We start from the raw sequence: 21,921 nt of genomic DNA on the forward strand, positions 1-21,921 counted from the left end.
CCCCAGCGTCGGTCCCCACCCGCCCTGAGCGATGGGGTTCGGCACCAGGTCGTTGTCACGACGAACGACGAACGGGATCATCTCTTGCTGCGCTCCACATAGAATTTCGCGGCACTGCGGATGGCGTGCTCCGTCGGTTCCGGGTGCCAGCCCAGTTCTCGGGTGGCCTTGCTGTGGTCGGCGGGAGACGTCAACGCCATCAGCCGTGCGCCGGTTGCGGTGAACACGAAATCCCGGCGGAGCAGGGCACCAACGATGCCGACGACGTGCCCGACGACATGCAGCAGCCCCATCGGCACCCCGATGCGCGGTGGCCGGGCACCGACCGCTTCGGCTGCGACGGTGAGCATCTCACGCTGGCTCATGTACCGCTCGGAGATGATGTACCGCTCGCCGATCCGCCCGCGCTCCGCGGCCAGCAACATTCCCCGGGCGGCATCCTCTATCCCGACCACCTCCGAGCCCACACCCCGCGCGTAGGCCGGCATCCTGCCCAGTGCGGCGCGCTGAACGAGCAAGCCTTGCCGCGGCTGCCAGTCCGGCGGGCCGTACGGGTTCGACACGTTCGTGACGACGGCCGGCAGGCCGCGGTCGGCCGCGTAGGACAGCACCAGCCGCTCGGCCTCCCGGCGGGAGGCGATGTATCCCCCACCCTGGTCGGCCCAGTTGAACGGCGTTCGCTCATCTACGGTTTCGCCGTTGCGGCCCACCGCGATCGTCCCGATGGTGCTCAGGAACACGAACCTGTCGAGCTTGGCCTGCACGGCGACGTCCAGGACGTTGCGCAAACCTTCGACATTGGTCCGAAACAGTGGTGCGGGATCACGAAGCTCGGCCCGGGTGTCGACGACGCAGTAGTACACGACGTCGCGGTCGGCCATCGCCGCGGTGACCGCCGCGGTGTCGAAGATGTCTCCGAAATGCCGCTCCACCTCGAGGCCGTCGATCCCCTTGGTAGAGCTCGAACGACGCAACAACACCCGCACGTCATCGCCGCGGGCGGCCAGCTGCCGAGTGACGCAGGCGCCGACGTTGCCACTGGCGCCCATGACCAGGACCCGCCGCGCCGCGGATCCACTGTTGTCTGTCATACCTGGAGCCCTTGTCGTGATCGCCAGACCGGGAGCCGGGTGCCCCGCTGGTCAACTCGGCCATCATACTTTACTGTAAGTCTTACAGTTAGTAGACCCGTTATGCGGAGGTTCCATGCCGAAGGCGCTCGCACCCGACATTTCGACGTGGCCGCAGGAGAATCCCCAGCTGGTCGGCAGCCGCTGCGCGCGCTGCGATGCCACCGTCTTCCCGGCCCAGCCGCGCTGTCCGAAATGCAGCGGCGACCAGATGGCGCGGGAGCTCCTCCCGCGCACCGGCACGCTGGTGGCCTGGACCACCCAGGGCTTTCCGCCCGGCCCACCGTATCTGGGCCCCACCGGTAAGGACTTCGTGCCGTTCGGCGTCGGCCTGGTGCAGCTCGGCGAGGTGGTCCGGGTGGAAGGCCGGCTCACCGAGAACGATCCCGACAAACTGCAATTCGGCATGCCGGTGGAGTTGACCATGGTGCCGTTCGCCGCCGATTCCGACGGCGACGAGATCATCACCTTCGCGTTCCGGCCGACCGGGCAGCGTTGATGAACGACGTCGCGATCATCGGGGTCGGCCTGCACCCGTTCGGCCGCTTCGAAGGTAAGTCGGCAATGGAGATGGGGGTCGACGCTATCTTTGCCGCGGTCGCCGATGCCGGAGTGGCGTGGTCGGACATCGGCGCTGCCACCGGCGGCAGCTGGACGGTGGCCAACCCGGACGCGATCGTCGGCATGGTCGGGCTGTCGGGCATTCCGTTCACCAACGTGTTCAACGCGTGTGCCACAGCGGCAAGCGCGACCAAGGTCTGCGCGGATGGTATCCGGTTGGGCGACTACGACATCGGTGTCGCCGTCGGCCTGGACAAGCACCCGCGCGGGGCGTTCACCGAGGACCCGGCTCTGGTCGGGATGCCGCGCTGGTATGCAGAGAACGGCCAGTACCTGACCACGCAGTTCTTCGGTATGAAAGCCAACCGGTATCTGCATGATCACGGCATCTCGCAAGCGACGCTGGCCAAGGTCGCGGCCAAGAATTTCCGCAACGGCGCGCTGAACCCGAACGCGTTCCGACGCAAGGCCCTCTCCGAGGAGGAGATCCTGGGCTCGCCGATGCTGAACTATCCGCTGACGCAGTACATGTTCTGCGCGCCGGACGAGGGCGCCGCCGCGGTAGTCATGTGCCGCGCCGACATCGCGCACCGCTACACCGACAAACCGGTGTATCTGCGTGCGGTGGAGGTGCGCACCCGCCGGTACGGGGCCTATGAGGTCAACACCACCTTCGCGCCGGTCACCGAGGATGTGGCGCCCACGGTGTATGCCGCCCGAGCCGCCTTCGAGAAGGCCGGGGTGGCGCCCGAAGACGTCGGCGTGATCCAGCTGCAGGACACCGACGCGGGTGCGGAGGTCATCCACATGGCCGAATGCGGGTTCTGCGCCGACGGCGATCAGGAGAAGCTGCTCGCCGACGGCGCCACCGAGATCACCGGCTCGATGCCGGTCAACACCGACGGCGGCCTGATCGCCAACGGCGAGCCGATCGGCGCGTCCGGGCTGCGCCAGATCCACGAGCTGGTGCGCCAGTTGCGCGGCGAAGCCGGTGACCGTCAGGTGCCCGGGGAGCCCACAGTCGGGTTCGCCCAGCTCTACGGCGCGCCGGGGACCGCCGCGGCAACGATTCTGACGACCTGATCTCCGCCGAGCAGTCGCAGAGTCGCACGATCTGGCGCTCAAACATGCGATTCCGCGTCTGCTCGCGGAAAGGAGATGACCCCTCATGAGCCAGTTTCGCGACGCCCCGATCTTCGACGCCGACCAGCACATGTACGAAACGCCCGAGGCGCTGACGAAGTACCTTCCGGAGAAATACTTGCGGGCAGTCCAATTCGCCCAGATCGGTCACCAGACCCGGATCATCATCAACAACCGCGTCAGCGATTTCATCCCCAACCCGACCTTCGATCGGGTCGCCGCGCCGGGAGCGCACGAGAGGTTCTTCGCGGGTCAGAACACCGAGGGCCTGACGCTGCGCGAGATGCAGGGTCCGGCCATCGAGGCGCCGGCTGCCACCCGCAATCCGGCGGACCGGGTCGAGGAATTGGACCGCCAGGGGGTGGTGGAGGCGCTGAACTACCCGACACTGGCCAGCCTGGTGGAACACTCCTCCGCCGACGACCCGGAGCTCACCCTCGCGATCATCCACGCGCTCAATCAATGGATGGCCGAGCACTGGACCTACAACTACGACGGCCGGGTGTTCTCCACGCCGATCATCAACCTCTCCGAGGTCGACGCCGCCCAGCGCGAGCTGGACTACATCCTGTCCCAGGGCGCCGTTGTCGCGTTGATCAAACCCGGGCCGGTCAACGGGGTCCACGGTTGGCGCTCCCCCGCGCTGCCGGAGTTCGATCCGTTCTGGCGTGACGTACAAGCCGCCGGTCTGCCGATCGTGCTGCACGCCAGCTTCCCTCCGCTCGACGACTACGTCGGCCGGTGGGAGCCGCCGTATACGCAGAATTTCATGGCGCAGAGCGCGTTCCGCTGGATGGTTCTGGGTCACCGGGAGATCGCCGACATGATCACCGCCCTGATCTGCCATGGCACCCTGACCCGCTTCCCCAAGCTGCGGATCGCCAGCGTGGAGAACGGCAGCTCCTGGATCGCGCCGCTGTTTCGCGACTTCGGCGACCTGTACAAGAAGATGCCGCAGAACTTCCCCGAGCATCCGCATGAGGTGTTCCGGCGCAACATCTGGGTCAGCCCGTTCTGGGAGGGTGCCGTCTCCGATGTCGTGGAGACGGTCGGGTGGGACAAGGTGCTGTTCGGGTCGGACTATCCGCACCCGGAGGGCCTGGCCGAGCCGAAGGAATTCTGGCGTTACGCCGAGGGCATGGACGTTCGGCGTACCTATGACTTCATGGGCGACAACGCCCGCCGATTCATGGGGCTGCCGATCGCCAATCCGGATCCGGACGCCGCCAAGCCGCCGGTGATGATGGACGGGTAGAACTTCAGTTCATCATCCGCTTGGCGACTCGTGCCAACACCGCACGAATGCGCGGGGAGATGTAGACGGCGGCCAGCCCGTTGAAGACGTCCTCGCGCAACCGGGTCAGCGTCGAGGTCTTGATCCGCCACTGGCCGTTGATCTTCTCGTAGGTCTCGGTGTAGTGGCCGTAGCCGCGCAGGTTGACTCCGAAACCGAAGCGCACCACGTCTTCCAGCGCCCACACCCCGTGCGCCGTGCTCGGCGAATCCAGCTCGATGTCGGGCGCGTGGACCTGGTGGACCGTGGGCTGGCCTCGCAGGCTCTTGCGAGTGAAGGCCACGAACTCGTCGGCGCCGGTAATGACCTTCCCGCCGGCCCGCGAGGTGTCGCTGACGAAGTCGTCGGTGAACAACGCGCGCCACGCCACCCAGTCTTTGGCGTCCAGGTAGCGGCAATAGCGGGACTTCAGGCGTTTGATCGCCTCGATCTGCGCCGCGGCGTCGTCAGCCACGATCGGTCGCCGGCTCGTAGCGCAGCATGGTGACCTCGTGTTCGGGGTAGTCGCAGAACACCGGCCGCACCCGCATGCCCACCACCAGGTCGTCGGGGTCGACGTTGACCAGTTCGGTGGAGAACCGTGGCCCCTCATCCCATTCGACGATCGCCAGCAGTTGTGGCACGGCGTCGGCGAAGTGCAGGCCGACCGGCCGGCGGGCCACGGTGAAGGAGTACAGCGTGCCCATCCCGGAGATCTCCCGCCATTCCAGGTCGTCGGCCAGGGTGCGCGGCGCCCGCACGCGCGGGTAGAACACATAGCTGTCGGTCGACGGCGAGTACTGGATGACGATGCGATGTTGCGCCAGCGCATCCCAGAACGGTGCCGTGGTCGGCGTTTTGACCGGCATCGGACGTTCGAAGGTGGTCATCGGCGTTCAGTCCCCTTCCAGGATGAGGGTCGTCTGTTCGGACAGGATGCCGCCGTTGCCGGAGACGAAGGCCCGATTGCAGTCGGTCACCTGCGCGGCCCCGGCGCGGCCCATGATCTGGCGGGTCGCGTCGCAGACGTGGTGCATGCCGCCGGCCAGACCGGCCTGCCCGAATCCGAGTTGACCACCGGCGGTGTTGAGCGGGAAGTCGCCGCGGAAGGTCAGGTCATGATCGGTGATGAACTGCAGGCCTTTGCCCTTCTCGCAGAATCCCGCGTCCTCCAGGGACAACAGCACCGTGATGGTGTAGCAGTCGTAGATGGAGACCATGTCCATGTCCGCGCGGGTCAGCCCCGTCATCGCGAAGGCGGTGTCGGCGGCCTCGGCGATCGGGGTGGCCAGCAGGTCCGCGGCATAGGTCGGGGTCTTGAACGGCACGTGCTCGCCGAAACCTTTGATCCACACCGGGCGATTGCGGGCTCGTTTGGCGATGTCGGCGGAGGCGATCACGACCGCCGCACCGCCGACGCAGGGCATCACGATCTCCAGCATGTGCAGCGGATCGGCGATCACCGGGCTGGCCAGGACGTCCTCGACAGTCAACGGGGTATCGCGCCAGATCGCGCCGTCGGTGTGATTGGCGTTGACGCGCTGATCGACGACCAGTTTGGCCGTCGCCCGCTCGTCGTAGCCGTAGACGGCGCCGTAGCGGGTGGCGACTTGGCCGTAGGGGCCGTTCTGCCCCAGGTTGCCGTAGGGAATCTCGAACTCGGCCTGCGGAGAGCCGTATTGGTTGCTCGACGAGCCGAAGAACATCGCGTCGACCAGTGGCCTGGGTTTACGTTCCGACATCGGGGTGATGTAGCGGGCCGGCAGCGCACACAGCACCACATCGCAGATGCCGAGCTCGATCGCGGCCGCTGCGCGCCACACCATGGCGGCGGCGCTGGCCCCGCCCAGGTCGACGATCTCAGCGAATCGCGCTGGCATGCCCAGGTATTCGGCGATGGTCGAGGGAACGAAGATCTCCGATTCCCCTAGATGCGAGGTGACGATGCCGTTGACGAGTTCGCCCGGCAGCCCCGCGTCGGCGAGCGCAGCAGCACTCAACTCGGCCCACTGTTCGAGGGTGAACGGGGCCGGTGCGGCTTTGTTCATCCGCTCCGGCGGCAGCTCGACGTAGCCGACGATCGCGGCCTCTCCGCGTAATCCCATGTTGCTGTCCTTCATCTCATTTGCGGGGCAGGCCGAGAATCATCTGGGCGATGATGTTCAGCTGAATTTCTTTGGTGCCTCCGCCGATCAGCTCGGCAGGCGACAACAGATACGGCTCAACGACGGCCGGATCGGAATCGGCGACCATCGCCAGGCGCCCGACGGTGGCCAGTGTCGCGTGGAAGGTGCGGCGCAGCAGAACGTTCATCGCCACTTTGGCGATGCTCGACGACGCCCCGAAGCCTTCGCCATCCAGCAGCCTGATGGTCTCGCGGACCCCGAGCGCCCTGATCGCGTTGGCGTAGGCGTCGAGTTCGCCGAGTGCGCGCAGTGCGTCATCGCGCGAGCGGCCCGGGGCCGCGGCGATGGCCCGCAGCGCCACTGCCCGGTCGTTCTCGACATATCCGCTGATGGCAGTGCGCTCTTCGGCCATGGTGGCGATCGCCAGCTGCCAGCCTTCGGTCGGCTCCCCGAGCAGCATCTCATCGGGAACGAAGACGTCGGTGAGGAACACTTCGTTGAATTCGGCGGCTCCGGTGGCCATGACGATCGGCTGGACTTCGATCCCCGGCGAGCGCATGTCCACGATGAAGTAGCCGATTCCGCGATGTTTGGGTGCCGCGGGGTCGGTACGGGCCAGCAGTGCGCCGTAGTCGGCGCGCTGCGCCGCCGATGTCCAGATCTTGTGGCCGTTGATGCGCCATCCCCCGTCGACCTTGACCGCACGGGTGGTCAGCGACGCCAGGTCAGAACCGGCTCCCGGCTCGGAAAACAGCTGGCACCACGCGAGTTCGCCGCGCTGGGTCGGAGGAATCAGCCGCTGCTGCAGTGCCTCCGGTGCGGCGCGTACCAGCGAGGGCAGGATCCATTCGGCGATGCCCAGTGACGGCCGGACCAGGCCGGGACGCTTGGCGAACTCCTCGATGATGATCAGTTGCTGCAACGGGGTGGCATCGCGTCCCCACGGTGCGGGCCACTGCGGGGCGATCAGTCCCGCCTCGGCGATCAAGGTCCGCTGCGGACCCGTTTCGAAGTGCGGGTAGTCGCCTTGGCGTCCCGGACCGTCGTTGGTCAGCTCGCCGGCGGCGTCGAGAGTCGCGGCGACACCCGCCCGGAATTCGGTTTCGGCGTCCCCGAGATCGACGGTGAAGTCCCTCTGCTGTGTGACGGTCATCTCGCCGAGCCGGCGAGACCACTCGGTGGCAGCACCGATCGACGCGGCGATGCTGGTGGCGCGGCGCCAGTACAGGTGCAGATCGTGCTCCCAGGTGAACCCGATGGCGCCGAACATCGTCAGGGTGTCGAAGACCAGGTCGGGACACGGCGCGACCGCTGTCAGCGCCGCGGTGGCTGCGGCGATGCGTTGCTGCTCCACGGAATCGGTGACGGATCGCAAGGCGTCCCAGGCTGCGGCGCAAGATAATTCGGCGTTGACCAGCAACATGGCCGCCTGGTGCTGCAATGCCTGGAAAGTGCCGATCCGGACGCCGAACTGTTCGCGGGTGTGCAGGTGCGCGGTGGCCGCCTCGACGCACCATCCGGCGATGCCGGCGCACACCGCTGCGGCGAGACCGACGGCGAGATACTCCGCGCGCTCGGGGTCGATTCCGGTCAAGATGTCCTCTGAGCTCGCCGGGTGATCGGCCAGGGTGATCGTGGCCAGGTCGGTGAGCAGGTCGGTTCCGGTCACCGGCCGGATGACGGATTGGGCCGCGTCGACGACGGTCCAGAGATCGGGGCCGTCGTCGCGGCGGGCGCAGACCAGCACGAGGCGGGCCGAGCAGGCGCCGGAGATCACGTCCGAGGCACCGCTGATCAGCCAGCCGTCGTCGGTTCGTCGCGCGACGAAATCCGACTGGCCCGCCAGCACCACCGACGCCGGAGCACCGGCGGCAAGGGCGCGCAGATACTCCTCCCGCGCCGGTGTGGGCTCGGCGAGCAGACCGATTGCGCCGGCGATCACCGTCGGCAGCAGCGGGCCCGGCAGGGACACCGTTCCCGCGGCCTCCAGCACCGCTGCGACGTCGAGCAGACCACCCCCCTGTCCGCCGCACTGTTCAGGCAGGTGAATCGCATGAAACCCGTTGGCCACTAAGCTGTCCCACCAAGGGGGAAGCTCTCCCTCCGCCAGCGCATCGAAGGCTTTGCGGGTGTCGGCGATCGGTGCGTGCCGACCGGCGAACTGCCGCAGCGACTCACCGAGCTGGCGTTGTTCTGCGTTGAGCGTGACGCTCACGGGCTCTCCTCATGTTCTCCGCATGCGGTCGACTGGGATTGGATACGCGCGGCCGTCTCTCGCACAGCCGCACCGAGATCGGCGACCTCCGCGGCGGTCAGGGCTGCGAACGGGGCGACCCCCACCGACATCGTCACCGTGCCGTCGATGTCGCGAACCGGAGCCGAGATACTGGCGATCGGATGGCGTCGGGTACCGCCGAGTTCGTCGGGCAGGTAGTCGACCTCGGTGAGATCGGCGAAGGCCGTTGCCACTCGCGCGGTGATCTCGTCGGGCTCGCCGTCGGCGGCCAGCGCCTGCAGCGCCGAGTACACCCGGATGTACTCGCGGCTCATCCGGTCGATCGCGTAGCCGCGCCGGCCGACCTCGTCGAGCACGGCGCCCAGCCGGCGCCGCAGCCGCGGCGACGGTGCGCCCAGCCCGCTCAGCCAAGCCTTCTTGACCGGCTCGCTTGCGCCGGCGACGAACTCACGGCCGAACGGCGCCACCAATGGCATCCGGAATCCGGCACCCAAGCGCAGACCGGCGATCGACTCTCCGACCGAATCGGTTACCACCACTGTTGCGCCCTGGCGAACACCGAGGATCACCTGGCGGCCGACCGCGTCGAATAGCCGCTGCAGCTCCGGCCGGAAGGCCTGTCGGCTGACCGGGCGGGCGAGTGCGGCCAACGCCGGACCCCACGAATAGCCGCCCGACTGGAGGTCCCGCACCAGCCACTGCCTGCTGGTCAGACTGGCGAGGATGGCGTGGCAGGTGCCGTGGCTGATGTCCAGGGTCTGCGAGATCTCCGACAGCGTGAAGTGCCGTTCCGGGTCGGCGGCCAGCAGCTCCAGTATCCGCATCACCCGCTCGGTCGGCGGCGACGAGACCGGGCGGGCCGTGTCGTCCCCGTCGATCGCTACCGTCATATTTTCGAAAAATACGTCGAATAGTCGACGCACGCAAATCCGCGGCGAGCCTCAGCCGGAGGCCGCCACCCGTGCGCGTTCCCGGATCGAGGCCACCACACCGCCGTCGTTGAGGATGTCGGTGCCGGTGAGATAGCCCGCTTTGGCACTGACGCAGAACGCCATCAGTTCGGCCATCTCCTCGGCCGTGCCCCAGCGCGGGACGGCGGCGTCGGCGACCAGCGCCCCGGCGCCGCCCTGCTCCTCCAACCGGCCCATCTCGGTGTCCACCGATCCCGGCGAGATCGAGACGATGCGCAGCCCACGGCCGTTGAACCGCTCGGCCTGCGCGCTGGAATACCAGCGCACGAATGCCTTGCTGACGCCATAAGCGATGCCCGAACGCAACTCCGGCGGCATCCGGTCGCAGGCCGCCGCCATCGCCCCGCTGAACGCGTCGGGGTCCTGCAAAGCCAGTGGGAACTGGCCTGTGGGAATCAGCTCCTCGGGCGTCAGGTGCGCGGCCATCGATGCGACGTTGACGATCGCGGCCCCCTCCGGCGCCACGGCATAGAAGACCTCGTTGACGTTGAGGGTGCCGATCGCGTTGGTGCGCATGACGTAGTCGGCGTCGCCCATGCTGGGGCTGACGCCGGCGGTGTGGATCACCGCGGTGACGGGCCCGATGCCGGCGGCGACGTCGAACAGCGCGACCACCGCGTCGCGATCGGTGACGTCACAGTTGACGGTCACGACGTCGAACTCCTGCAGCACGTCTGCGGCGGCGTCCAGCCGGTCTTGCCGGACATCGCAGAGCACGATGGGCTGCTCACGGCCGATGATCTTGGTGGTGGCCAAGCCCATCCCGCCGGCGCCACCGGTGATTACCGCAACCATCGCGCTACGCCTGCGCCAGTTGCTTCGCGGCGAACCGGCGCGCCCACTCGGCGCGCGACCGGATCGAGGTGTCCACGTCGGTCGCGGTGGCCCGCAAGGCCCCCACCGATGCCTGCTCGCGCGGGGTGTGGGCGAACGGATCCCAGCCGAAGAACCGGCAGGAGTTCTCCCAGGTGATCTTGTTGATGTCGGAGTCGTCGGCACCGGCGGCCTCCAACTCGGCGAGCACCTGCTCGGGCGCGTCCGGCCAGAAGCAGTCCGAGTGCGGGTAGTCGCACTCCCAGGCGATGATGTCGATGCCGATCTCGTGGCGCAGCTTCAGCGACGTCTTGTCGGTGACGTAGCAGGCCAGGGAGTGCTCGCGGAACACCTCGGACGGCAGCTTGTCGCCGAAGTCGCGGCGCAGCCATTTCTGGTTGGTGTAGTGCCGGTCGCTGCGGTCCAGGTAGAACGGGATCCAGCCGATACCGCCCTCGGAGAAGGCGAATTTCAGGTCCGGGTAGTTGCGCATCGCCGGGCCCCACAGCAGGTCTTGGGCGCACATCGCCGAGATCTGGGTGGCCAGGATGATCATGTTGTCGATCGGGGCGTTGGGGGCCATGCTGATCGCCCCGAAGCCGGTGCCGATGTGCAGACACATCACCACGTTGCACTCCGAGAGCGTGGTGAACACCGGCCCCCAGTACTCGTCTTCGTGGTAGCTGGGCAGGCCCTCCAGGTGCGGCAGTTCGGGCATGGTGACCGCGCGGCAGCCCTTGGCCGCCACCCGGCGGATCTCGGCGCACATCGCCTCGGGGTTCCAGGTCGGCAGGATCGCGATCGGGATGAAACGGCCGGGATAGGAGCCGGCCCACTCGTCGATGTGCCAGTCGTTGTAGGCCGACACCATCACCAAGGTGACCTCTTCGCGGGTCATGTTGAGGTGGCGCGCGGAGAACCCGGTGAACGTCGGGAAGCACATCGAGGCGAGGATGCCGTTGCGGCTCATGTCGCGGACCCGCTCGTGCACGTCGTAGACACCGGGGCGCATCTCGGCGAAGCCGGCCGGGTCGCGGCCCCACTCCTCGGCCGGCCACGACACCACCGCATTCAGCCCGCTGACGCCTTGCGGGCGGCCCTGATACATCCATTGGTCGACGCCCTTGTCGTCGGTGACGACGATCGGCGCCTCCGCCTTGTACTTGGCCGGGACGTGGCGCAGGAACATGTCGGGGGGCTCCACCACGTGGTCGTCGATGCTGACCAGGATCAAGTCGTCGATGTTCATGCCCTTACTAGTACCCTGGAAAACCGTGACCGTCTCCGCGCGATCGGCCATAGAGTTTGCAGAACCGGCCAACATCGACCTGCGGCGAGGCGGCCGTGCCCGGGCCGGCAGCTACCTCTACGAGGGGCAGCATCTGATCACCGGGTGGCACTCCCACGACATGCACCAGATCGAGTACGCCGTCGCAGGCGTGGTCGAAGTCGAGACCGCCGCCGCGCACTACCTGTTGCCGCCGCAACAGGCGGCCTGGATTCCGGCCGGCTTGGAGCATCAGGCCACCATGCGGCCGGAAGTCCGCACGGTGGCAGTCATGTTGCTGCGCTGGCCGATCGAGCGGGCCGACGGCGACATGGTGTCCGACGACTTCTTCCGCACCCTGGGCCATCTGGTCGCCGAGGCGCTGGACCACGAGGCGCCGCTGAGCCTGCCCACCTCCGATCACCCGATCGTCGGAGCGGCGATGGACTACACCAAGGCAAACCTGTCGTCGGTGACCGCGGCGCAGGTGTGCCACGCCGTCGCGGTCTCCGAGCGCACGCTGCGCCGTCAGTTCGAAGCGGTGATCGGCATCTCGTGGCGGACGTATCTGCTACACGCCCGGATGCTGCAGGCGATGGCGTTACTGGCCGCGCCCGACCAAGGGGTGCAGCAGACCGCCACGGCCGTCGGGTTCGACAGCCTGTCTGCCTTCACTCGGGCGTTCACCAAATTCGCCGGCGAGCCACCGTCGAGCTACCACCGCAGGATCACGAACTCTTGATGACCGGCTACTTCCCCACCGGCGCAGCATAATTCGGCTTCCCCAAACCCAACACGTACTGGGCGATCATGTTGCGGAACACCTCCAGGGTGCCGCCGTAGATCCCGACCAACGGCGCGAACCGGTAGACGTAGTCCGAGGCCCCGTCATCGATAGCGCCGTCGGTGCCGATCGGCAGCGCCGACGCACTGCCCAACAGATCCATCAGATCCGGCGAGATATCCCGCATCGCCTGGGCGAGCGCCACCCGCCCGAAGATGGACGGCGCCGACAGCGACGCCTCCACCCGCGCGGCAGACCGGCCGAGCCGGTAGGCGACCGAGCGGTCGTCGATGCGCCCCGATGCCCCCACGACCGCGCCCGCCTTGTCGACGGCTTCGGCCATGAAGTTCGCCTGGTGCATCATGATCGAGACATCTTGCAGCCCATCCGGATCGGCGTCCACCGCACCGTGTTCGACGTTGAGCGGTTCGCGCAACACGGTCCAGCCGCCGTTGACCTCGCCGAGCCGGTATTTGTCATCGACGCGGACGTCGCTGTAGTAGACGATGTTGGTGCGGTCGCCGTCGACGGTGCGCAGGCCCTGGATCTCGATGCCCGGCGTGTTCAGCGGCACCAGGAACATGGTCAGGCTCTTATGTTTTCGCGCTTCGGGGTCGGTGTTGGTGATCAGGAAGACGTACTGGCAGTTGTGCGCGCCGGTGGTGAACATCTTGGAGCCGTTAATCACCCAGCTGTCCCCGTCGCGAACGGCGCGAGTCTTGCACGTCGCGACGTCGGAGCCGCCCTCGGGTTCGGTGTAGCCAAGGCAGAGCCGGATGTGGCCGGTGAAGACACCCGGCAGCACCTCATCGCGCAGCTCGGGTGAACCGAATTTGTCGACGGAACGGGCCACCATGGCGGTGGTTCCCCAGGTGACCCACGGTACGTGGGCGCGGCGCTTCTCCAGTTCCCAGATGCGCCGGCGCACCCGGGAGAAGCCGCCGTCGGCTTCGGTCTTCCATTCGGCCTCCAGATAGCCCGCGGCGCCCAGCGCCAGGTGCACGCCTTCGTCGAAGTTGTCGCCGGTCTCGCGGTCTCGCCGCTTGACCTCCTCGGTCACGTGGGTGGCCAAAAAGGTGCGGGCCTCCTCCAGGAACGCCAGGTCTTCGTCGGTCAGTTGCGGTCGTGAGAAGTCCATGATTCTCCAGTCCTAGTCGGCGGTTTCGCGGGCGGCGACGATGTCGCCGATGCGGCAGGCGGTGGCTCCGGGGTCGCCCCCGGCCAGCGGCCAGCCGCGGGCCCGGACGAGGTAGGCGGTGGCCGCGGCTTCCGCCGAGACGCCCAGGCCGCCCTGGATATGTACCGCCATGGTGGCGGCCTTGGCGGCTTCCTCGGCCATGAACACGAACGCCGACGCAGCCAGTTCCGGTCGCTCGTCGGGTTCGTTGTCCATGAACCACCCGGCCCGGTAGGCCAGATTGCGTCCGCTCGCGACGGTGATCGCCATGTTCGCCAACGGGTGAGAGATGGCCTGCAAGGTTCCGATCGGCACCCCGAGGGTGTAGCGGGTCTTGGCGAATTCTGCGGCGATGGTCATGGTTTGCTCCACCATTCCCACCAATGCGGACGCGGTCAGCAGCCGCCATTCATCCAGTGCCCGCTGGTATTCCGCCAGCGCGCCGGTTCCGCTGGCCAGCACCGTGCGGCTGTCGGCGGCCGCCGGGTCGATCCAGGCCATCGGCAGCCGGCCGATGTTGTCGACCGTCGTCGGCCGGGTGTCGAACGTCAGCCGCACGATGTCGCTGCCGTCGCGGATGAGGATCGCATCGGCGATCGAGCCGGTGGGCAGCAGCCGCGGTCCCACCACGGTGTCCTGGTGCGGGTCGAACGCGGCCAGTCGGCTTCCACTCACGACGTCGGTGTCCACCGCGCCAAGACGCGCCAGCAGCCGTGCCGCGCACACGTGGTCGATCCACGGCACCGGTGCCAACGATCTCCCGATCTCCTCGGCGACCAGAGTGAGGTCCACCAGCGTGGCGCCGTCTCCGCCGACCGATTCCGGCAGCGCCATCGTAGTCGCGCCCATCGCGCACAGCCGCTCCCACAAATTCTTGTCGAATCCGGATTCTTCAGCGGCCCGGACGGTTTCGATGCCACAGTGGGTGGAAAAGAACTGCTTGTAGGCGGCTTGCAGTGCCTGATGATCTTCGGTCAGGCTGTAGTCCAGCCTGCGGAGTTCGAATCGATCCATTAGTCATTGCTCCTTGTGGTCGCCGAAGAAGAATTCATGTGCGTTGCGGTACAGGTAGTTGTCCAGAACCTCGGGCGGCAGATCCAGCCCCAGCGCTTCGGGCACCACGCGGTTCATCCGCAGCACCGGCCAGTCCGAGGCGAAGATGATCTTCTCGGCGCCTCGCGTGCGCATGAAGTGCAGCAGGGTTTCGGGCAGCCGCTTGGGTGACCACGCCGATGTCATCAATCGCAGATTGCGGTATTTGATCAGCATCCGGATCGCGACCTCCCACCACGGGTCGGCGCCGTGGATCATGCACAGCCGCAGTTCCGGGAAGCGGACACAGACCCGATCCAGGTGGATCGGGTGTTGCACCTCACCCGGGATGGGCGGCCCGGGAATGCCGGTGTTGACGCACAGCGGCAGGTCCAGCTCGGCGCACTTGGCGTACAGCGGGTAGTAGACGGCGTCACTCGGCGGGTATTGGCCGTCACCCCAGAAGCTCGGGCCCACCACGGCGTAGACCACCGGAAGATCGTTGACAACGGCGCTCAGCTCCCGCAGCGCGGGAACCGGCCGCAGCAGATTGACGCCGCCCATCGCCAGCACGAACCGGTCCGGTTTGGCCTCCACGAACTTGCGTGCGGTCACGGACGGTGTGACCAGGCTGTCCATCAATACGGCCTTGCTCACACCGTTGGCATCCATCTCGTCGAGCAGCGCCGACATGTCCGCCGGCTCGAACATCGACTTCGGCCCCTTGAAATAGTCGTCGCGTGTCTTGGTCATCCAGGCGGGCTGTTCACGTTCGCCGAAATGAACATTGACCAGACAATCGATTGCTCTCATGCTGACTCTCTCATGATGGGGTGGACGCCTCTTCGTTCACTTGGTTTTTCGCCCATCGGTAATCGGCCTTGCCGTTGCCCAGCCGATGGACCTCGGGCACGGTGACGAACGCCTTGGGCACCTTGAACCCCGCCAGCACCGATCGGCAGTGTGTCGCGAGCAGCACGCCGGTGACGTCGGCGTCCGGGCGCAGGGCCACCAGCGCGACCAGTTCCTCACCCCACCGGTCGCTGGGCCGACCCACCACCAGCGCGTCCGCCACCCCGGGGTGTGCCCGCAGTACTTCCTCGACTTCCTCGACGAAGACCTTCTCTCCGCCGGTGTTGACCACCGAGGCATCGCGGCCCAACAACCGCAGGCTGCCGTCTTTGTCGATCGCGGCCCGGTCGCCGGAGATCACCACCCGCCGGCCGTCGACCTCGCAGAAGGTGCGCTGGGTGGCATCGGCGTCCCCGAAGTAGCCGAGCGGGATCCGTCCGGTCCGCACCACCCAGCCGACCTCGGGCTCACCGGGTTTCAGGAATCGGGTGCGGTCCTCGGAGACCACGGCTCCGCCGGTTCGCAGCTCGAACGTGTCGCGGCGCTGCTCGCGCCGGCTGCGGCCGAATCCCATGTTTCCGGTCTCTGAGGAGCCGAACCCGTTGATCAAGGTGATCTGCGGAAGATACTCCAACAGCGCCGCCTGGTACTTGGGATTGGTGGCGGCACCGCCGGTGCCGATGGCGTGCAGCGATGACAGGTCGTAGCTTCCCCTGCCGAGTTCTTCCACCAGCGGTGCCGCGTAGGCGTCGCCCACCATCGTCATCAACCCGACTTTTTCGCGTTCAACGGTTTTCAGCACCGCACGCGGGTCGAATGTGGTGCGGGTGTCGTTGAGGATCACCGTCTGACCGCTCATGAACGCCGAGAACGCGGTCCACATCCCGGCCGCATGCATCAACGGCGACAGCGCGAACCAGGGCGAACCCGCGTTGCTCACCTTTTGGTGAATCTCCGCGGCGGAAGCATGGTCGGCGCCGACCATCGAAGAGACGTAGATGTCGGCCTGCCGCCACATCACCCCTTTGGGGCGTCCGGTGGTGCCGCCGGTGCAGATCATCAGCAGGTCATCGGGGGACGCCGCCACGTCCCGGTCGGCGTCACCGTGTGCCAGCGCTTCCTCGAGCGGAATCGCGCCTGGAAGCTCAACGGCGTCACTGCCGTCGTCGACGCAGATCAGTAGTTCGGTACCGGACCCGCGAAGAGTTTCGGCGAACTTCGCTCCCAGCGCCCGGTGATAGATGATGCCGCGGGGCCCGAGATAGCCGAGCAGATCGCTGATTTCGGCCGGCGTGTAGTAGTGGTTGACGTTGACCGGCACCGTCCGCGCCTTGAGGCAGCCGATCATCATGTCGGGATACAGGTCGTTGTGCATGAGCAACGCGACCCGGTCCTGCCCGCACTCCCAGTTCCGCAGCTCGGCGCGCTCGCGCCGGACGCCCAGTCCACGTCCGGTCAGGAAGTTGGCCAGCCGGCGGGTGCGGTCCGCCGATTCGGCGAAGGTGCTGCGGCGGTCTCCGCAGACCGTCATGATGCGTCCGGGAACGGCCTCGGCGATCTCGTCGAGGACGGCGCCGATGGTCCACTCGCCCATGGAGGTGGCTGCCTACGCCCGCACGTTGACGCCGAGCAGATCCAAAGCGTTGTCGCGCATGATTTTCCGGACGTCGCCGGCATCGAACCCGGCTAGTTCAGTGGTGAACGACAGCGGTGACTCCAGTCCCTCGCCGTGCGGCCAGTCCGACCCGAACAGGATGCGCTCGACACCGATGGTCTCCGCGAGCAGCGGCAGGTCGTCTTCGTAGTAGGGGGCGATCCACACGTTGTTGCGCAGCTGCTCGACCGGATCCTGCGGGAAGTGCCGCGGCTGGCTGTTGGCGGCCTTCTTGAGCCGCTTGATCAGCCTGTGCACGAAATACGAACCGTTTTCGATGCTGGCCACCTTCAGCGCGGGGTGCCGGGTGAAGACGCCGTGCACGATCATCGACGCCATCGTGTCGTGGATCGCCCGGTCGTCGAGCAGAACCGTGTCCAGCGGATCCTTCGCACCGAACCCCTCGAAAGTCGACTTGCCGCCCCACATGGCCGCGATGTGCAGATAGCCGCTGTCGGACAGGTGGAAGCCAACCGGAACCCCGGCTTCGGCCAACCGCGCCCACACCGGGTCGTGGGTGGGGTCCCCGAGCGAGCGTGGCTTGACCACGCCGGGAACCGGCGCGGGCCGCACCAGCACCATCTTGGCGCCCTTGGCCAGGACGGCCTCGACCTCCTGCACCGCTGCGACGGGGTCGGCCAGCGAGATGATCGGCGCCGCGATGATCCGGTGGTCGGGCCGATCGAAGCCCCAGTCCTCATCGAGCCACAGGTTGAACGCGTGCAACGACGCCATGGTCGCTTCGATGTCGTCCTTGAGTGCCTCTTCGACGCCACACGCGAACGTCGGCAGCATGAACACCGTTTCGATGTCCTGGGTGTCCATCACCGCCACCCGGGCGTCGCGGTTCTGGTACTCCGGGTGCTCGGAGAGCCGCTCGACTTTCATCAGGGATGCCGGATCGACACCTTCGGGGATCTCGCCGCGGAAGAGCAGGTCCAGGCAGCCGGGCACGATGATCGGGTCGAAGGTGGGGTTGGGGATGAAATGGTTGACCCGATCGCCGATCACCGCCTGAGTGCGTTTGCCGTCGGTGAGCATCTGCACTCCGCGGGTTTTGAACTTCTTGTCCAGGTGGCGGGTGAACGAGTCCAGCGGCTCGTAGTAGTGGTTATCCACGTCGACGGCCCGATAGTCCAGCATCATGCACGTAGTCCTTTCGGTGATCCTTTGCTGCGGTACATGACTCACGGCAGCGGAGGGAATCTCGGTGGGCGCTTCTGGAGGAAACTCGTGATCCCTTCGATGACATCGGGTCGGGTGAGGGATTCGTACATCAGCGTCTCGGCACGTGCGCTCGCCGCTGCGACGTCACCGAGGCCGTCGCGGTAGGTCTGCGCCTTGATGACCGCCAGGGACGCCGGCGAGCAGTTCGCGGCAAGGTCTCCTGCGTATTCGACGGCTCGTGCCAGTAGCCGGTCAGGAGGGACGACGTCGTTGACCAGGCCGAGTTCACGGGCCTCCTCGGCGAAAAAGGTGCGCCCGCTCAGCAGCAGATCCATCGCCGCGCCCCGGCCGGCCAGCCTTGGCAGAATCCAGGTGATCCCGTATTCGCCGATCAAACCGCGGCGGGCGAAGGCGGTGCCGAACTTGGCTCCGGCCGCCGCGAACCGGAGGTCGCACATCAGGGCGAGGGTCAGCCCGAAACCGATACACGCGCCGTTGACGGCTGCGATGACGGGTTTGCGCAACTCGGTCAAGAAGTGGGGCGGACGCTCCCCGACCAACTCGGCCACATCGGTTTGGGAGGTGTCGAGTTCGGCGCCCGGCTGTTCGGAGTCGGTGGCCGGCCCCAGGTTCGCGCCGGCGCAGAATCCGCGGCCACTGCCGGTCACCACGATCGCCCGCACCGCGGGGTCCGCCTCGGCGCGATCGATCGCCGCGTAGAAGCCGGCGGCGATGTCGGGTCCCCACGCGTTGAGCCGATCCGGCCGGTTGAAGGTGATCACCGCGACGCCGCCGCTCACTTCGTCGAGCACCGCGGCGCCCGTCTCGACAAGCGCGCCTTCGTCGGCAGCGGTCATCGACCCCGCACCCTCCTCGCCTCGGATCAACTCGGCCGCCTTAAGGAGTCCGACTGGATTTTCTCTTACTGTATACCTTTCGGTAGTACATTCCGCAACCCACGCTCATCCGACCGAAAACGGTTATGTCAGCAGGTCAGAGACGAATTGCGGACCACTGGGCAACGCTGCATCACTGGAAATCCGAGCCGGCGACGTCGGTCAGGCAGCGCGCCGCGGCCGATCCCGTCCCGCGAACCCGCTACCGCGCCGGCCGAATCAGCGGGGCTGGAACCGCTGGGCGCCGTCGATCCGCACGACTTCGCCGTTGATGTAGGTGTTTTCAAGCAAGTGCTGCGCCAGGTTGGCGTACTCGTCGGGCGTGCCGAGTCGCTTGGGGAACGGCACCGTTTCGGCGAACTTCGCCAGCATCGCATCGGTGGCGCGTGCCATCGCCGGCGTCTTGATGGTGCCCGGCGCGATGCTGTTCAACCGGATTCCGACCGAGCTGAGGTCCCGGGCGCCGCACAGGGTCAATCCGATCACCCCTCCCTTGGCCGCCGCATACGCAGATTGGCCCATCTGCCCCTCGATACCGGCGATCGACGACGTCATCACGATGGCGCCCCGCTCGCCGCTTGAGCCGGGCTCGGTGGCGGCGATCTTGGCTGCCGCCAGCCGGAGCACGTTGTAGGTGCCGGTCAGATACAGCGCGATGGTTTTGCTGAAGCCCTCCATCGGGGCCGGGCTGCCGTCGCGGGCCACGATCTTGTCCGCCACGCCGAAGCCACCGTGGGCGATCACCGCGTAACGCAGGGTTCCGAGCTCGTCGGCCTTGGCCAGGGCCGCCTGCACGTCGTCGTCGTTGAGGACGTCGGTATGCACGTAGACGGCCTTGTTGCCCAGCTCATTCGCCAGCTTAGTGGCCTTCTCGTCGGCGACATCGGCGATGACGACCGCTGCACCGGCCTCATGCAGCCGGCGGACCGTGGCCTCACCCAGGCCGCCGGCGCCCCCGGTCACCAGTACCACTTCACCCGCGAAAGACATGACTGCTCCCCACGTTTCGATCGATGAGTAGTTCAGACCGCGAAGCTCAGGTCCCGGTCCAGTTGGGTGCGCGCTTCTCTGCGAAAGCGATGGCACCTTCCTTGGCGTCGTTGGAGGTGAACACCGGCGAGATCAGCTCGCCCTGCTTCTGCCACATCTCGTCGGGAGACCAGGCGGCGGAGCGGACCATGATGTCCTTGGTCACCGCCACCGCGAGCGGACCGTTGGCCGTGATCCGCTCGGCCAGCTCGATCGCCCCGCCCAGTGCTTGCCCCGGTTCGGTCAGCACGTTGACGAAACCCCACGCCTCACCCTGCTCCGCGGTGAAACTCTCACCGGTGAGCGCTAATTCGAGTGCCTTCTGGTAAGGAATCCGCTGCGGCAGCCGCAGCAGGCCACCACCGGCGGCGACCAGGCCTCGTTTGACCTCGGGAATACCGAACTTCGCCCCCTTGGCGGCCACCACCAGGTCGGTGGCCAGTACCAGCTCGGTGCCGCCGGCGACCGCGTGACCCTCGACAGCGGAGATGATCGGCTTGCGCGGCGGGCGCTCGGTGAACCCGAGGCCCCGCCCCGGGACATACGCCAGCTCTCCGGTCGCAAACGCCTTCAGATCCATTCCCGCACAGAAGTTTCCGCCGGCCCCGGTCAGCACCGCTACCGACAGATCCGGGGTGTCATCGAGTTCGTCGCAGGCAGCGGCCAACCCCTCGGCGACCGCCTTGTTGGCCGCGTTGCGCGCTTCCGGGCGGTTGATCGTGATGATCAGGGTTCGTCCACGACGTTCGGTGAGCACTTCTTCTGACACGGGCAACCCCTTCGGGCGTTATGACAAGTTATATCAAAATGCTTACCATATGCTTTACGGTAAGAGAAGCTCAATACCGGGTGACGACGACGGGCACAGGTAGGTTTGACGGCGAAGAATCCGGCCGTGTCGACCAGAACTGGAGGTACCCGCAGTGGCAAAACAGCCTGTCGCCGAGAAGCGTCAGCGGCGCGAACGCGGATCCATCAATCCCGATGACATCATCGACGGCGCGTTCGAGCTCGCCGAACGGATCGGGGTCGACAATCTGAGCATGCCGTTGCTCGGCAAACACCTCGGTGTCGGAGTCACCAGCATCTACTGGTATTTCCGCAAGAAGGACGACCTCCTCAATGCCATGACCACCCGGGCACTGCGCCAGTACGTGTTCGCCACCCCCTACGTGGAGGCCAAGGACTGGCGCCAAACGTTGAGCAACCACGCCCACACCATGCGTACGACGTTTTTGGGCAACCCGATCTTGTGCGACCTCATTCTGATTCGGGCCGCCCTGAGTCCCCGCGCCGCGCAGATCGGTGTCCAGGAGGTGGAGCGGGCGATTGCCAGCCTGGTGGAAGCGGGACTGTCGCCGCAGGACGCCTTCGACACCTACTCCACGATCTCGGTTCATATCCGCGGATCGGTCGTGCTGCGTCGGCTCTACGAGAAGAACCGGGCATCGGACGCCGAGGGACCGTCGGACTTCGAAGAGGCGCTCGTCATCGACCCGCAGGTGACCCCGCTGCTGGCGCAGATCACCCAGCAGGGCCACCGGATCGGTGCGGCCGATGACGCGAACTTCGAGTACGGCCTCAACTGCATCCTCGACCACGCCGAGCGGCTGATCGAGGAGAACAGCAAGCCCGCGCGGCGTCGCAGTGGCACCTCGCCCACCCCGAGCAAAGCCGCTAAGGCCCGCTAGTGTCCTGAGTCATTAATTACAATCTAGTTGTTAGACTGGGTCGTGCCGACGCCTCATGCTGCTGAGATTGTGCTGACCGCTGATGAGCGGGCCGAGTTGGAGGGGTGGGCGCGACGACG

21 protein-coding genes are annotated in these 21,921 nt (G+C 66.7%); 5 read left to right on the top strand and 16 right to left on the bottom strand.

Annotated features, from left to right (window positions below; translation table 11 throughout):
• Nucleotides 1-77: 77 nt before the first annotated feature.
• Nucleotides 78-1,091, bottom strand: coding sequence for an NAD-dependent epimerase/dehydratase family protein (locus tag BST28_RS21355; RefSeq protein WP_065287191.1), 1,014 nt, complete (start codon nucleotides 1,089-1,091; stop codon nucleotides 78-80).
• A gap of 115 nt (nucleotides 1,092-1,206) precedes the next feature.
• Between BST28_RS21355 and BST28_RS21360 the strand changes: the two genes are divergently transcribed.
• From BST28_RS21360 to BST28_RS21370, 3 genes are all read left to right on the top strand, one after another.
• Nucleotides 1,207-1,629 carry a Zn-ribbon domain-containing OB-fold protein gene (locus BST28_RS21360; protein WP_083082960.1) on the top strand — a complete coding sequence of 141 codons (423 nt, stop codon included), beginning with the start codon at nucleotides 1,207-1,209 and terminating at the stop codon, nucleotides 1,627-1,629.
• Nucleotides 1,629-2,774, top strand: a complete 1,146-nt coding sequence (locus tag BST28_RS21365) for a thiolase family protein (RefSeq protein ID WP_083082962.1) — start codon at nucleotides 1,629-1,631, stop codon at nucleotides 2,772-2,774. The genes BST28_RS21360 and BST28_RS21365 overlap by 1 nt, the downstream gene beginning before the upstream one ends.
• Nucleotides 2,775-2,859: 85 nt before the next feature.
• On the top strand, nucleotides 2,860-4,089 hold the full coding sequence (locus tag BST28_RS21370) for an amidohydrolase family protein (RefSeq protein WP_083082964.1): 1,230 nt from the start codon (nucleotides 2,860-2,862) through the stop codon (nucleotides 4,087-4,089).
• Between the two features lie 4 nt (nucleotides 4,090-4,093).
• Here BST28_RS21370 and BST28_RS21375 read toward each other — a convergent pair whose 3' ends face one another.
• From BST28_RS21375 to BST28_RS21405, 7 genes are read right to left on the bottom strand one after another with little or no spacing between them, the layout of a single operon-like run.
• Entirely contained in the window at nucleotides 4,094-4,582 is a 489-nt protein-coding gene (locus tag BST28_RS21375; protein WP_083082966.1) for a nuclear transport factor 2 family protein, read from the bottom strand.
• The gene (locus BST28_RS21380) at nucleotides 4,575-4,997 is read right to left on the bottom strand and encodes a Zn-ribbon domain-containing OB-fold protein (RefSeq protein WP_019736706.1); all 423 of its coding nucleotides are present in this window, start codon (nucleotides 4,995-4,997) and stop codon (nucleotides 4,575-4,577) included. The genes BST28_RS21375 and BST28_RS21380 overlap by 8 nt, the downstream gene beginning before the upstream one ends.
• 6 nt (nucleotides 4,998-5,003) lie before the next feature.
• Nucleotides 5,004-6,212, bottom strand: a complete 1,209-nt coding sequence (locus BST28_RS21385) for a thiolase family protein (RefSeq protein ID WP_029249130.1) — start codon at nucleotides 6,210-6,212, stop codon at nucleotides 5,004-5,006.
• Between the two features lie 16 nt (nucleotides 6,213-6,228).
• Complete coding sequence (locus BST28_RS21390; RefSeq protein WP_083082968.1) at nucleotides 6,229-8,448, bottom strand: acyl-CoA dehydrogenase family protein; 2,220 nt, start codon at nucleotides 8,446-8,448, stop codon at nucleotides 6,229-6,231.
• On the bottom strand, nucleotides 8,445-9,359 hold the full coding sequence (locus BST28_RS21395; protein WP_083082970.1) for an IclR family transcriptional regulator: 915 nt from the start codon (nucleotides 9,357-9,359) through the stop codon (nucleotides 8,445-8,447). Before BST28_RS21395 ends, BST28_RS21390 begins: the two co-directional genes overlap by 4 nt.
• A gap of 51 nt (nucleotides 9,360-9,410) precedes the next feature.
• Nucleotides 9,411-10,235: an SDR family oxidoreductase gene (locus tag BST28_RS21400; RefSeq protein WP_083082972.1), complete on the bottom strand. Its 825-nt coding sequence runs from the start codon at nucleotides 10,233-10,235 to the stop codon at nucleotides 9,411-9,413.
• A 4-nt stretch (nucleotides 10,236-10,239) separates the two neighbouring features.
• Nucleotides 10,240-11,502: an amidohydrolase family protein gene (locus tag BST28_RS21405; RefSeq protein ID WP_019736291.1), complete on the bottom strand. Its 1,263-nt coding sequence runs from the start codon at nucleotides 11,500-11,502 to the stop codon at nucleotides 10,240-10,242.
• A gap of 25 nt (nucleotides 11,503-11,527) precedes the next feature.
• On the opposite strand from BST28_RS21405, the gene BST28_RS21410 reads away from it, so the two are divergent.
• Complete coding sequence (locus BST28_RS21410; RefSeq protein WP_083082973.1) at nucleotides 11,528-12,262, top strand: AraC family transcriptional regulator; 735 nt, start codon at nucleotides 11,528-11,530, stop codon at nucleotides 12,260-12,262.
• A 7-nt stretch (nucleotides 12,263-12,269) separates the two neighbouring features.
• Here the strand turns inward: BST28_RS21410 and BST28_RS21415 are convergent, their stop codons facing one another.
• The 8 genes from BST28_RS21415 to BST28_RS21450 all read right to left on the bottom strand — a co-directional run bounded on the left by BST28_RS21415 (nucleotide 12,270) and on the right by BST28_RS21450 (nucleotide 20,880).
• Nucleotides 12,270-13,442, bottom strand: a complete 1,173-nt coding sequence (locus tag BST28_RS21415; protein WP_083082975.1) for an acyl-CoA dehydrogenase family protein — start codon at nucleotides 13,440-13,442, stop codon at nucleotides 12,270-12,272.
• A 12-nt stretch (nucleotides 13,443-13,454) separates the two neighbouring features.
• Nucleotides 13,455-14,495, bottom strand: coding sequence for an acyl-CoA dehydrogenase family protein (locus BST28_RS21420; RefSeq protein ID WP_019736288.1), 1,041 nt, complete (start codon nucleotides 14,493-14,495; stop codon nucleotides 13,455-13,457).
• Between the two features lie 3 nt (nucleotides 14,496-14,498).
• Nucleotides 14,499-15,326: an amidohydrolase family protein gene (locus tag BST28_RS21425; protein ID WP_083082978.1), complete on the bottom strand. Its 828-nt coding sequence runs from the start codon at nucleotides 15,324-15,326 to the stop codon at nucleotides 14,499-14,501.
• Nucleotides 15,327-15,336: 10 nt separating this feature from the next.
• Nucleotides 15,337-16,959: an acyl-CoA synthetase gene (locus BST28_RS21430; protein ID WP_083082981.1), complete on the bottom strand. Its 1,623-nt coding sequence runs from the start codon at nucleotides 16,957-16,959 to the stop codon at nucleotides 15,337-15,339.
• 12 nt (nucleotides 16,960-16,971) lie between these two features.
• Entirely contained in the window at nucleotides 16,972-18,165 is a 1,194-nt protein-coding gene (locus tag BST28_RS21435) for an amidohydrolase family protein (protein ID WP_083082984.1), read from the bottom strand.
• A gap of 41 nt (nucleotides 18,166-18,206) precedes the next feature.
• The gene (locus BST28_RS21440; protein WP_083082986.1) at nucleotides 18,207-19,043 is read right to left on the bottom strand and encodes an enoyl-CoA hydratase; all 837 of its coding nucleotides are present in this window, start codon (nucleotides 19,041-19,043) and stop codon (nucleotides 18,207-18,209) included.
• A 258-nt stretch (nucleotides 19,044-19,301) separates the two neighbouring features.
• Nucleotides 19,302-20,072 carry an SDR family oxidoreductase gene (locus BST28_RS21445; protein ID WP_083082988.1) on the bottom strand — a complete coding sequence of 257 codons (771 nt, stop codon included), beginning with the start codon at nucleotides 20,070-20,072 and terminating at the stop codon, nucleotides 19,302-19,304.
• Nucleotides 20,073-20,118: 46 nt separating this feature from the next.
• Nucleotides 20,119-20,880 (bottom strand): crotonase/enoyl-CoA hydratase family protein, encoded by a 762-nt coding sequence (locus BST28_RS21450; protein WP_083082990.1) that lies wholly within the window; start codon nucleotides 20,878-20,880, stop codon nucleotides 20,119-20,121.
• Nucleotides 20,881-21,034: 154 nt separating this feature from the next.
• On the opposite strand from BST28_RS21450, the gene BST28_RS21455 reads away from it, so the two are divergent.
• Nucleotides 21,035-21,802 (top strand): TetR/AcrR family transcriptional regulator, encoded by a 768-nt coding sequence (locus tag BST28_RS21455; protein ID WP_083082992.1) that lies wholly within the window; start codon nucleotides 21,035-21,037, stop codon nucleotides 21,800-21,802.
• Nucleotides 21,803-21,921 lie beyond the last annotated feature (119 nt).

The sequence above is a fragment of the Mycolicibacter kumamotonensis genome, from assembly GCF_002086285.1.
Taxonomy (GTDB): Bacteria; Actinomycetota; Actinomycetes; order Mycobacteriales; family Mycobacteriaceae; genus Mycobacterium; species Mycobacterium kumamotonense.